Source organism: Candidatus Borrelia undatumii (assembly GCF_020882015.2).
Classification (GTDB): domain Bacteria; phylum Spirochaetota; class Spirochaetia; order Borreliales; family Borreliaceae; genus Borrelia.
The window spans coordinates 52,739-64,808 of sequence record NZ_CP086555.2 but is presented as its reverse complement, the minus strand read 5'-3'; the positions used below and the strand labels follow the sequence as shown (position 1 = coordinate 64,808).

Genomic DNA, 12,070 nt, shown 5'->3' with positions numbered 1-12,070 from the left:
AATAATTTATTCACCTTTGCTGGCTTCTTGCATATATTGCACTAAATGGATTATCAGTGGGATAAAACTACCAATGGATAAAGTTATGCCTGTGCCTAATAAAAATGTTGTAATCATTTGCTCTGATTTTGCCCTGTATAGGTCTTGAGGTGCTATTCTTTTGCTAATGAGGTTGTCTGATGCTATATTGTAAAGTTCTGATGATTCTCCGGATAGAGTACCCGCAAATACAGTGCCTATTAGACTTAACGTAAAAAAGCCAAGATTTATATAAAACAGATCTCTTGCAACAGTAATTTTACTTTTATTGTCTTTCAGCATTTCTACATGTATTTCTTTGTCCTCTCTTTTTAGTAGTTTGAACATGTTTTTGTATCCCTCAGCTTGAAGTAAAATAGACTCTATTTCTCTGGGTTCTTCGATTTCAAGTGGGGTTTCTCCTATAAATATTCCCTTTCTAAATACTCTAGACTCCACATTGCTTGTGATTAATATTTTGTTCTCATTTTCTTTTTGCAAATTAACATTTAGATTGATCTTATCTCCATTTTTTACCTTTATATTTGCTGAGTAGGGTTTAAAGGATGTACTTGTGATGTGAATGTTAATTTCTTTTTTTTGTAATTCTGATATATCGAATATATCATCGCTGTATATTCCTTTCGATACGAACTTTTCGTTTATATATATTTTGGCATCTAAATTATTTAGAACATTTATTCTAATTTTAATAAATTCTCTTCCCAATATTTCTTCAAGACTAAGTTCTGCTATTTTATATGCAATGTCATCAACGGATGATGATAATTTAAAAACCTCCCTGTTAACTTTAACCCCCGTAGGCGTGATATTATTAATTTCAAGAAGATAATATTTTTCTACTTTTTTAAGATTAATATAGTTTATAAAAAAAAGCTCCTCACTTGTTAAAAATTCTGTGTTCAAATTTAACAGATTGACTTTTGCTTCTATTTGTTTGTATTTTGCTTTCATCTTTTTTAAGCTTACAAGGTACTCTTCAAGTTCTTTTTGCTTAGTTTTAATATTTTCAATGTCTTGCCTAAGGTTATTAATTTTTATTTCTATACTATTTTCTTCTCTTGAACTTATCGAATTTTGAAGCCTTTTCCTATCCATTTCTTCTTTAAGGTTGCTAATTTCTCTTTCTTTGCTTACTATATGCTGGTGTATATAAAGATTTCTGATAAAACTCTTATCCTTGTCATTAACGACATGTTCGTTTATTGCTTCATAGATCTTATTTAGGGTTTTATCAATCCCTTCTTTAAGGGTTTTATCTTTGTCCTTAGCATTGATGATATAAGAAAAACCGTAATCAACGTTACCTTGAGGATATAGTAGGCTTGTTATGGAGCTTAAAAATAATATTATTGCGTTTAGCTTAAACTTTTCCATTTCAGATATTCTTCTATAAAGTTATCAATGTTCCCGTCCATTACGGAGGTGACATTAGGATTTTCAAATTTCGTTCTGTGATCTTTTACTAGATTGTAAGGCTGAAATACATAGGATCTTATTTGATTGCCCCAAGAGATGTCTTTTTTCTCCTCTTGTTTAGATTTGTTTTTTTGTTGTTCAATTTCTTTGTAGTGTTCATAAAGTCTTGATTTAAGTACTTTCATTGCCAATTCTTTATTTTTATGTTGACTTCTATCGCTCTGAGACTGAGTTACTATTCCTGTCTGAAGATGAGTAATTCTTACTGCTGAGGATGTTTTATTAACATGTTGTCCCCCAGCTCCAGAGGCTCTATACGTGTCAACTCTAATGTCTTCTGGTTTAATTGTTATTTCAATTTTATCATCAATTACAGGAACAACAAAAACAGAAGCAAAAGATGTATGTCTTTTTTTTGCAGTATCAAAAGGAGAGATCCTTACAAGTCGGTGTATTCCAACTTCGCTTTTTAAAAGGCCATATGCGTATTCTCCTTTTATTTCGACTGTAATCGATTTAATTCCTCCTTCAGCTTCAAGTAAATCTATAAGTTCTGTTTTATATCCACGTCTTTCAGCATATCTTGAGTACATTCGATATAGCATACTAACCCAATCGCATGCCTCCGTACCACCCGCGCCCGAGTGTATCGTTAAGAACGCGTTATTTATATCAATTTCTTCTTTAAAATAAGACAATGTGAGAAGAGTTTTGTACGTATTATTTATCGTATTAAAATCGCATTCTACCAGTTTTGCGTCTTCTTCGCTCCCTATGAGTTCACAGAGTTCCTTTAAATCCTTAAGCCTGCATATTAAATCTTCCCATGGCTCTACTTTGCTTTTCAGAATGTTCTGTTCTTTAAGAATCTCTTGTGCCCTTTTTCTGTCATTCCAGAAATTTTCACCACTTTTTTGTAGTTCATATTCTTTGATTTGTGCCTTAATCGCTTGGCTGTCAAAGATTCCTCCAAACATTTTCAACCTGTTCCAATAATCTGTCAATTTTTTCCCGCATCATAAACTCTCACTACTATTTATTAGTATAATTATATTTGGAATTAAGGATAAAATGAACATTATAAAAAAATACGTTGCTTCGTTTTCTAATATTTTGGATGTCAGTCTTTTTTCAAAATTTCTCTTTATTAGTATTATCAGCATGAGGGATATTAGGACGCTTAACGAAGACAGGACAATTATCCCAATTCCTTCAAGGAAGCCATGATTCTTTTCTAGAGCGAAAAATATTATTGCAACTAATCCACTGCTAGACAGAAGAAAGTCGTTCGAACATTTCGATTTGTTGTAGACAATTAGTATATTATTTAGTGCTTTAATTCCTATTATTGTTATGTAGAGTATTGCTACATATATAATCGGCATTATGAATAATAACTCATGCTTTACAAGCAAGTTATAAAAATAAAAAAGAAGTGAATAAATTAATAGAGAAGTTATTATTATTGTTAAATATTTCTTCGTTAACGTTCGATTATCTTTTATTTTTATATCCTCAATGCCGATGAAGTGTATTAATAATAAATTATTTACTAATAAGTAAATCGTTAAGTTATTGGTCATAATTTTATAATTTCTTCTCCATTTGCATTTTTGTGTTCTATTGCTTTTTCCTTATTTACGCTTAAATAATGCAGTATTTTTTTGATCTGAAATGTTAAACTGTATTTTCTAATTAAAGTTGAACTTATCTGTAGTATAAAAATTGATAATACAGCCGATAGGGTTTCAAATGGAATATAGCCTAATATTGTAAGATAGAATAAAGACAGCATGCATCCATATATCATTTGCTCAAATTTGAATGAAGGTGCTGTTTGTAGTTCTGTGCCTATTGTAAATATCAAGAGCATTGGAATTGGCGAGACTGCCAGAGACAACGTGTCAAAGGCTATATGATTGTAAATATTCATATTTTTTAGCATATAGGCAAGTAGCAGAAGACTCGTATAAAAAGATAGTGGTATCAGTTTATTCAAGATGAATTTTCCGAGAATGAACGAAAATCCAATATAAAGCAAGATGGGGGACAAATATTTTTCGTTTTGCAGGCCAAATAGGCTTTCAATGTGGAATCTCGGTATGATCATGCTTAAATGAGATAATATTTGCTCGTTTGTAACCTTTTCAACCATATCGATATACTTGTTTTCATGTCTTTTAAATCCTGTTAAGCTTTCTAACCCCTTAATTTTTGGGTTTTTCTGAATTATCTTGTCCCAAGTAGGAATTATCTCCTCTTGTATTAATAGTTCTTCCGAATATGTTTGTTTGAAGCTTGATGGGAAGTTGATTAACAAAAACACAAAGGAAATTAATAGGGGATTCACAAGGAATTTGGAAAGTTTGGAAAAGTAAAAAAATACTAAAAATGTAAAAAGTAGCGATATTGTCTTTAGTGTTATAGAAAGATTTAAGGGGAGTATTATGCTAGTAATTAATGCAGCGTATATGAAAAATAGCAGACATTTATGTTTTGCCTTAAGCATTACTGGGATATAAGCCACCAAGCTTATAATTGTTAGTATTAAAGTGTCAATTAAGAATTTTGTATTATTGTAAAAGGAAAAAATTAAGCTAGGAATTAGAGCCAATACAGTTGTTAAATAGATGTCTTTTAGATTATTCTCAGTATATATTGGCTCGTTTTTTGGAGTGATATTTAATATTTTTTCCTTTATTTCTCTTCGAACCTTGCTTATTTCTTCTTCGATTTCAGTTTCGGTGTATCGTAGGAATTTAAATTTTTTATTTTCATGTTTGTCTTTACCCTTGATTTTTGAGAGAATAACCTCTTCAAGATATAGCGGGGAAAAACTTGGTATTTTAAAAAAATTTGTATTAAAAAATGCCGGTTTTTTTCTAAATATTGTAATGCTATATACATCTCTTGTTATAGGCACATTTAGACTGTTTATTTTTATTTTATTTATTGGATTGTTTAAGAATACATCATATTTTGTTATATCAATGTCCTCATTTATTATTTGGCGGATGGAGGTTCCAATTTTTACTTTTATTATTTTGCTTTGTATTTTTTGATTGCCGTTTATGGTTATGAACTTTTCTTTATATGGAATGTTTGTTCTGACTGCACTGTGGACGTTGTAAAGATCTTCAACATTTGCTAAAAGTATATTTTTATTTGGGTTTATGTTCTCTTGAGTATTCTCCTCATTATATAAAAAGTGCATTATCATCTCATGATTTGAGTAAGGCTGTGGGGTATTGGGAATGAGTTTGATTTTTAATTTTTTGTCTTTAAAATTAATTAAGTTTTCAAGTTCTCTTTTTAAGTTACAATTTGCTAGCACTACTAATATTTCTTTGAATTTAAATATCTTATCGACTGTTTCAAGTCCATAAAGAATTTCATTTAATTTTTCTTTTATGAGTATTTCTGAGATGTTAGTAAACGAATCCCTTCCATTTATGAGTAAAATCATTCTATCCACTTTTTTGCATTTGCTTACATATTGAAATAGTGAATCATCATCAAACCAAGGGATTCCTAATCTTATCAACTTTTCTAATGTTTTTTCTCTCGATTCCGTCTCATCTGATTGTTCTTTTTCATTTTTGATTCTTCCTTGAAATTGTATTAATGCTGATTTTAATTTTTTTCCATTTGGAAGGTTGGCAATATATATTTTCTCTATTATTCCAGATATTGAAGAATATGTGTATAAATCTACATTTACATTTTTTGACAGTATTTGCCCTTCTTCAATCCTCTGGTTTTCAATTATATACAAGTTAGATCTTGAATTTTCTGTTTCTAGTGGAATGAGAACGTATTCAGGGATTTGAATTTCGTCTATATTGACTATGTACCTCATCTTTATCTTTGTTTCTATTTTTGGCGGCTTTTCTGAGTTAAGCATTTAGATATTTCCTCTAGTCTTTAATGTACTTCTATATTTTTTATCAATATTTAAAAGAATTGTAAATCTTATCGCCTTAAATAGGAACAGTAATAAGAAAAAAGGCAGAGAAAGAAAAAATAAAATTTTAGAATTATCCTTATCCATTGCAATACTGCTATTTTTTTCTTTGTATATTAAGATGGGATTTCCGTTGTATAAAAATAACCTTGAGAGTTCTTGATTGAGGTGTCTAGATATGAAGTCCTTGTCTACTCTGTATACAGTTTTCGGATTGACAGTTATCCTGTTATTTTCTATCTCAAAATAGTCTTCCTCCACATTTTCATTAGATTCTCCATACTTGGATGTTATTTTGTATTTAAGCTCATTTTGATAAAGTATGTGAGACATATACCCCATAATATTTGGAATCTCCTCATTATATCCCACCATTAAGTAAATGCTGTTAGGACTTAGGTAATCAAAATAGTTCAATTTTTTGCTATAAAGGTAATTGAAATTTTGGTAGGAATTGAGCATGTATTGTGAATAAAAGAAGGGCATTAAAGAGGTTATAAATAGAAGCAGGTGTGTGATAATTTTTAATTTTATAATTCTTGCTTTTCGTTTTTGTTCTTTTATCTCAATTAAAAATAGGAATGTATCTTTAAAATTTCTTTCGGTTTTGATCCAAGTGAATATCAAAAATATACAAAGCGTTGTTGCTGATACAAAAATAATAAAAATTGGTTCAAGATTGATAGTTAAGAAGTTAATTACAGCAACATAGTACAAAACTATAAATGTAAATAAGAAGATTGGAAATTTTATTCTCTTCATTAATGACAAAAAGCTGATCTCTTGTAAAGAGATCTTATTGTAATTTTTGTTGAAATTATCTATCAGCACAAATAGTAGATAAGAAAGAATAGTTAAAGGATAGAAGTATAGCATTTCATTGCTATATATCAGTATGGCGCATGAACTTATTAAAAATAGTAATATAAAGGGTGAATATTTAATATTTAGTATTAATAAAAGTGTTACCATTATCATAAATACTATATTTGAAAAGTATTTAATCTTGGTTTTATGGTCAATGGAATGTAATTCCCCCTCGACGTTTTTGACTCTTTTAAGCTTCTTTAAGTCACTGCTTGTAAATGATGAATCGACATAGAGTATTTTTTTGTTAGACAGGTTGAAAATGTTAGGTAGGTTTTTTAAAAACGGATCCTTTCTTAGGTCATAATCATTAAGCTTCGCTAATTCATGTATTGTTATTTCCTTGAAATCCGGAAAGTCGAGTATACCAACTTTCGTTGTATACTCAGATATTGTTCTGTATCCCAATGAGTTTATATATTCATTTGCAATTTTTAAATCTTCTTCTCCTTTAAAGTAAATTGGTTTGTAATCCCCGAATTCTGCCACACTACAAGACGAGAGAAGTATTAATGCACATAAAAACTTGAATGGATTCATTTTTACCCTTGTCTGTTAATCTATGTTATTCGATGACATACTGCCCATGCGGAAATTATCCCAATAAGTACACCCGTAAATACTTCCTTTTTTTTATGTCCTTTTACCACTTTGATTTTTAATGGCTCGATTTCAATTGCGATTTTTAATTGCTCGGATAAATCATTAAGATATTCTGCTTGAACACCTGCCATATACCTGACACCAAAGGAATCTCTTATTGTTATCAGAGCGAATGCAAGAGCAATAATGAAATTAGTATTTATTCCCTCTGTTATGAATATTGACACTGCAAGAGCCGTAACTGTTGAAGAATGACTACTAGGCATGCCTCCAGTTTCCAGAAAGATGCTTTTTACAAGATAGGATGGACTTAACTTAAGTCTTTTTGTTTTCATTGCCTGAATAGCATACTTGATAACTTGCGCAGCGATCCCCGACACAAAACAGGATAAAAAAAGATCGTTTGTAAATAACTCCTTTATCACGACTAATTACCCCAGCTTATCGTATCGAGAATTTTCCATCTTTCATTATTAGGTGTTTCACTCCCTTCCCATCGACCCCAATAACATCCATGTCGCTGCTCCCAATCATAAAATCGGTATGGATTAAAGAGACGTTACATCCATAACTCAGTTTTTCAACATCAGTTTTCAATTTTTCTTCATTGTTTAAGCAAGAGGAATAGGCACTACCCAACGCAATGTGACAACTTGCATTCTCATCATACAGTGTGCTGTAAAATATAAGTCCACTTTGGTAAATTGGAGAACGACTATCAACTAATGCAACTTCTCCTATATACCTTGATTGTGTATCGGTTTCCATATGTCTTTTAAGTATTATCCTTGATTGTTCATCATCGCAACCAAAGTCAACTACTTTTCCTTCGCTAAATTTCATCCATATTCCAGTTATCAAGTTCCCAAGGATCATAACCGGTCTTGTAGCATATACAACACCGCTTGTTTTCCTATAGTCTGGGGTTGTGAAAACTTCTTCTGTGGGTATGTTTGCATTAAATTCAATATCTGTTCCCTTTATCTTTTCGCTTCCCCCCGTCCAGACGGAAGTGTCCAAAAGACATACTTCTAAATTTGTTTTATGATTTTTGAATACCAATTTTTCCAGTTTAAGTTTGTTTAAAATTTCGCATCTTTGATGAAGTTTTACATCATGATCTTCCCAAGCCTTTATCGGATTTTTTGAGTCAAGTAGCAGTATCTTCTTCTGAATTTCAAAAAATTCTTCCAAGGTTTTTTGATTGTTAGGCTTGTTCAAAACTTTTGAAGCCCATTTTGGACCGGGAGCACACACCACGCACCAAGACAGTTCATTGCTCATCGTTGCGGTTGAAACATGTCTAGACACCAGTCTTAACTGCTTAAAGTATTTTGATATTTTCTTGCTATCAATATCCTTTAGTCCATCTAAATTTTCTGTGTCATCAATTCGTATTTTTGCCCACCTTTCATCTATCATTTCTTTAAAAAATTCGTTCTTAAACCTTGGAGTAAATTCCAGTAAATCTTCTGATGAGTACTTTAATCTAGTCCTTAAAATATCAATGTCTTCAATAGCTAGCTCCACATACTTCGCGCCATATTCATAAGCTTTTTCTGTAAGAGTTCTTAAAAAATCATAATTTTCAATTGAACCTGTGATCAACACGCACTGGTTCTTTTGTAAATTAATTCCCTTCAATATAATGAGTTCCGCATATTTGATTAAATCTTCTTCCACATTGTCTCCTAAACAGGCTCTTCCAAAATGTTGTCGTTAATATAGTGAGCAACCGCCTCATCATCGTTTGTTCCTATTACCTCCAGGTAGGATAACATTACCTTAAGTCTATAATTTGCATTACCCATTAATAGCCCTTTTCTTACATTTTCCAGCATATCAACATCATTAAACCCATCTCCGAACGCAACTACTTCGCTCAAATCAATGTTGATAATTTTTAAAACATCCTTTAACGCACTTCCCTTTGAAACTTTGTTGTTAACAATTTCAAGTGAGTGAGGCGTTGATAGATAAACATTTATTTCTTGTCTGTATTTTTCCAGTATCATAGCCTCATACCTTATTAGGTTTGGCTCTTCATCATACAAGAGGATTTTTGCTATGTTTTTAAAGTTTTGAAGCTCTCTGAAGTGATTGACTTCACAAAACTTTATGCTCTTATCCTTCAATTCCTTTTCCATGTACTTGTGTCTTTTTGATGATTCATATTCACCTATCTTCTTATTAATAGCTTTGTTAGTTATTCTGTCAATATAAAGACTGTCTTCTACACCATCAGATTTTTGTAAAAGATGGGGTATGTCGTGATACTTGTCTTCTCTAAGGTTTAAAATTTCATCCACAATCTCAGAAGATAAATCATAGCTGTTTATCAGTTTCCATTCATTGTTGTAAACTCTTGCGCCATTTAATGTTATAAAAAATGAGACGTCTGAGCTTAAGTTTTTTGTAAAAGGTATTATCTCACTCTTGCTTCTTCCCGTTGCAATAATGAACTTTTTATTTTCCCTAGTAAGTTTTTTTATCACAAGCTCACTAAAAGCTCCCATTTGGCTTTTTGAAAGCAAAAGCGTTCCGTCGAGATCAGAAACAACAGCCTTAACATTTTCCATACTTTATCCTTCGATTTTACTTCTATGTGTAGATTATAACAAATAAAGAAATTTTTTAAAATTGAATTATTTGTTATAATGAAAGCAACTTACTATATTTACTGAGTTATTGGTTTAAAGGAGCTTGCCTGTATGGATATTAGAACTAGGGTATTGTTTTTGAGGAATTTGATGGTAAAGAGTGGTATTGATGCTTATCTGGTGGCAAGTTGCGATCCGCATATGAGTGAGTATTCCCACAGTAGGTTCAATGCGCGTGAATTTATTACGGGTTTTACAGGGAGTGCTGGGACGGTGGTTGTTACAGATAAGGATGTGCTTCTTTTCACCGATGGTAGATATTTTTTGCAGGCTGAAAGTGAACTCGAGGGGACTGGTTTTAAGTTAATGAAGCTTGGTGTTAGGGGGTATCCTGATCTTTTTAGTTACATCAACATAAATCTTAAGGGCTTAAGGCTCGGTTTTTATTCTGAGGGTGTTAGTGTAACGCTTTACAATGAGCTGGTTAAGAATTGTAGGGGTACGGACATTGAAGTTTTAGAAGAAGACTTGATTTCAAGCATTTGGCGTGATAGACCTATACTGGAAGGAAATAGGATATTTGAACTAACTGAAGCGCAGAGAAACAATAAGCGAGAGGATAAGATTGGTGATCTTAAGGTGAAGCTGGAAGAAAGGATGGTTGATTTTTACATAGTAAGTTCTTTAGATGAAATAGCTTGGATTTTGAATTTGAGAGGTTTGGATATTAAGCCATCTGCTCTATTTTACGCTTTTTTATTTATTACAAGGAGCAAGAGGCACAAAAATGTGCTTTTTGTTAATGCTTTAAATCTTGATACTGGTTTAAAAGAGACACTTGAGAGTGAGGGATTTGAGATTGAAGACTATGGTAGTTTTTATTCATTCTTAAGGGAAATTAGACATGAGGGTAAGTTTTTTGTATCAGTTGATAGTAATGTTAGGGTATTAAAATCTATTGGTGAGTCAAATGTAATTCTTGGACAAAGTGTTGTTAGTGAACTTAAGGCGATAAAATCTGATTATGAGATTGAAAAAATGAAGGAGGCGCACGTTATTGATGCTGTAAGCCTGATAAAATTTTTGCATAGATTTAGGAGTTTAAGTAGGGATGAGCTATCTGTGTTGGATGAAGTTGACGTTGCAGATATGCTTTTGAGTTTTAGGTTGATGAATAATGAGTTTTTTAGTTCTAGCTTTGGTTCAATAGTTGGATTTAAGGAAAATGGGGCACTGCCTCATTATAGCCCTAAGAAAGGAGCTAGAAGAATAGACTCTAGTGGATTACTTTTAATAGATTCTGGGGGTTCCTATATTGAGCTTGGCACAACAGATGTTACGCGGACCATTTTGATTGGTGAGCCATCTTATGAGGAGAGGGAGGATTATACTTTGGTTCTTAAATCTTTTATTGCCCTTGCATCCTTAAAATTTCCATTTGGTATCTCGGGCGCTTCTCTTGATGGGATTGCCAGGCTTCCTTTGTTGAAGAAGGGGTTAAATTTTTCTCATGGGACGGGTCATGGAGTAGGGTTTTTTTTAAATGTGCATGAGATGCCTGTTTCTATTAGTCCTTTTTCTACTTATTCCTTTAAAGGATCTGAAATTGCTTCAATTGAGCCCGGAATTTATCGTGATTCTAGGCACGGGATTAGGATTGAAAATTTAGTTTTTGTGAAGCAAAGTTATTCGAATGAGTTTGGAACTTTTTTGGAATTTGAACACCTGACTCTTGTTCCTTTTGAAAAGGAGTTAATTGTAATTGAAATGCTTTCAGAAGATGAGTTGCAATACGTTAATAGGTATCATGAATTTGTGTATTTCAGTTTGAAAGAGCACCTTAGCGGTGAAGAGTTGGAGTTTTTGGAGAGATTGACTAGTAAGATATGAAAATTATAGCCTTTTTGGTAATGTTTATTGCTTTTAGATTTGTGAATTTAGACGCATTAGCGTCGGATGTTATTTTTGAGAGTTCTTACAGAGATGCTATAAATGAAGCGAGAAGGCTAAATAAAAATGTTTTAATTTTGGTTGGAAAGGATATCAGGGATAATTTGATAAACGATTTTCTGAATTCTTTTGAAGATAATAAGGTTCTTAAGCTTGTTGCCCAGAATAATGTTTTTTTAGTTGTTGATATGAGTAATGAGATTTTTAGTGAAATTAGTTTAACCAAGAGCCCCACTTTATTTTTTGTTGATTCAAAGAGCGAACAGATTAAGGCTTCTTATGTAGGGGCTATTAAGGATGCTGTTCAGTTTGATAAAGGGTTTTTAAGCTATGTTTTAGGAACTTCTAAATCAGATGGTATCGTTCATGAGGGGAATAATTATGAGATTAACACTTATGATGACAAGGTTTTTTTTTATAAGACATTGGATGGTAATTGGAGATTAAGGATGAATGGGCAGGATAAAAAACTCTTTTCTTCAAAGATAGAACTTAAGGAATACTTGGTATTTAAGGACGAAGATGGGAGTAAATTCTATGCTTTCCCTAAGTCCAGGAAGGGTAGTATTTATTTTTCAGAAGTGGGTAATGAGGAGTGGAAACTTTTTGGTAAGATAAAGACATAGTA

The 12,070-nt window shown here is 32.0% G+C and carries 10 protein-coding genes; 2 read left to right on the top strand and 8 right to left on the bottom strand.

Going from position 1 to position 12,070, the window contains the following annotated elements:
- Positions 1 to 6: 6 nt before the first annotated feature.
- The 8 genes from LKV13_RS00350 to LKV13_RS00315 all read right to left on the bottom strand — a co-directional run bounded on the left by LKV13_RS00350 (position 7) and on the right by LKV13_RS00315 (position 9,471).
- Entirely contained in the window at positions 7 to 1,416 is a 1,410-nt protein-coding gene (locus tag LKV13_RS00350) for a hypothetical protein (RefSeq protein WP_229088552.1), read from the bottom strand.
- Positions 1,398 to 2,475, bottom strand: a protein-coding gene (prfB, locus tag LKV13_RS00345; protein WP_229089644.1) for a peptide chain release factor 2 whose coding sequence is annotated in 2 segments (ribosomal slippage) — positions 1,398 to 2,424 and positions 2,423 to 2,475 — 1,080 coding nt in all. Because the reading frame shifts where the segments join, the coding sequence is not laid out codon by codon here. Before prfB ends, LKV13_RS00350 begins: the two co-directional genes overlap by 19 nt.
- Positions 2,475 to 3,041: a hypothetical protein gene (locus LKV13_RS00340; RefSeq protein WP_229088551.1), complete on the bottom strand. Its 567-nt coding sequence runs from the start codon at positions 3,039 to 3,041 to the stop codon at positions 2,475 to 2,477. Before LKV13_RS00340 ends, prfB begins: the two co-directional genes overlap by 1 nt.
- A complete protein-coding gene (locus tag LKV13_RS00335) occupies positions 3,038 to 5,362 on the bottom strand; it encodes an RnfABCDGE type electron transport complex subunit D (RefSeq protein ID WP_229088550.1) in 2,325 nt (774 codons plus the stop codon). The genes LKV13_RS00340 and LKV13_RS00335 overlap by 4 nt, the downstream gene beginning before the upstream one ends.
- On the bottom strand, positions 5,363 to 6,829 hold the full coding sequence (locus LKV13_RS00330; protein WP_229088548.1) for a hypothetical protein: 1,467 nt from the start codon (positions 6,827 to 6,829) through the stop codon (positions 5,363 to 5,365).
- Positions 6,830 to 6,849: 20 nt separating this feature from the next.
- Positions 6,850 to 7,317: a divergent PAP2 family protein gene (locus tag LKV13_RS00325; RefSeq protein WP_229088547.1), complete on the bottom strand. Its 468-nt coding sequence runs from the start codon at positions 7,315 to 7,317 to the stop codon at positions 6,850 to 6,852.
- A 16-nt stretch (positions 7,318 to 7,333) separates the two neighbouring features.
- Positions 7,334 to 8,575 (bottom strand): aminopeptidase, encoded by a 1,242-nt coding sequence (locus LKV13_RS00320; protein WP_229088546.1) that lies wholly within the window; start codon positions 8,573 to 8,575, stop codon positions 7,334 to 7,336.
- An 8-nt stretch (positions 8,576 to 8,583) separates the two neighbouring features.
- Positions 8,584 to 9,471: an HAD family hydrolase gene (locus LKV13_RS00315; protein ID WP_229088545.1), complete on the bottom strand. Its 888-nt coding sequence runs from the start codon at positions 9,469 to 9,471 to the stop codon at positions 8,584 to 8,586.
- Positions 9,472 to 9,603: 132 nt separating this feature from the next.
- Between LKV13_RS00315 and LKV13_RS00310 the strand changes: the two genes are divergently transcribed.
- Positions 9,604 to 11,382 (top strand): aminopeptidase P family protein, encoded by a 1,779-nt coding sequence (locus tag LKV13_RS00310; RefSeq protein ID WP_229088544.1) that lies wholly within the window; start codon positions 9,604 to 9,606, stop codon positions 11,380 to 11,382.
- Entirely contained in the window at positions 11,379 to 12,068 is a 690-nt protein-coding gene (locus tag LKV13_RS00305) for a hypothetical protein (protein WP_229088543.1), read from the top strand. Before LKV13_RS00310 ends, LKV13_RS00305 begins: the two co-directional genes overlap by 4 nt.
- Positions 12,069 to 12,070 lie beyond the last annotated feature (2 nt).

Coding starts and splice junctions, on each gene's coding strand:
- LKV13_RS00310 (WP_229088544.1), top strand. CDS start 9,604: ATGGATATTAGAACTAGGGTATTGTTTTTGAGGAATTTGATGGTAAAG.
- LKV13_RS00305 (WP_229088543.1), top strand. CDS start 11,379: ATGAAAATTATAGCCTTTTTGGTAATGTTTATTGCTTTTAGATTTGTG.
- LKV13_RS00315 (WP_229088545.1), bottom strand. CDS start 9,471: ATGGAAAATGTTAAGGCTGTTGTTTCTGATCTCGACGGAACGCTTTTG.
- LKV13_RS00340 (WP_229088551.1), bottom strand. CDS start 3,041: ATGACCAATAACTTAACGATTTACTTATTAGTAAATAATTTATTATTA.
- LKV13_RS00335 (WP_229088550.1), bottom strand. CDS start 5,362: ATGCTTAACTCAGAAAAGCCGCCAAAAATAGAAACAAAGATAAAGATG.
- LKV13_RS00330 (WP_229088548.1), bottom strand. CDS start 6,829: ATGAATCCATTCAAGTTTTTATGTGCATTAATACTTCTCTCGTCTTGT.
- LKV13_RS00350 (WP_229088552.1), bottom strand. CDS start 1,416: ATGGAAAAGTTTAAGCTAAACGCAATAATATTATTTTTAAGCTCCATA.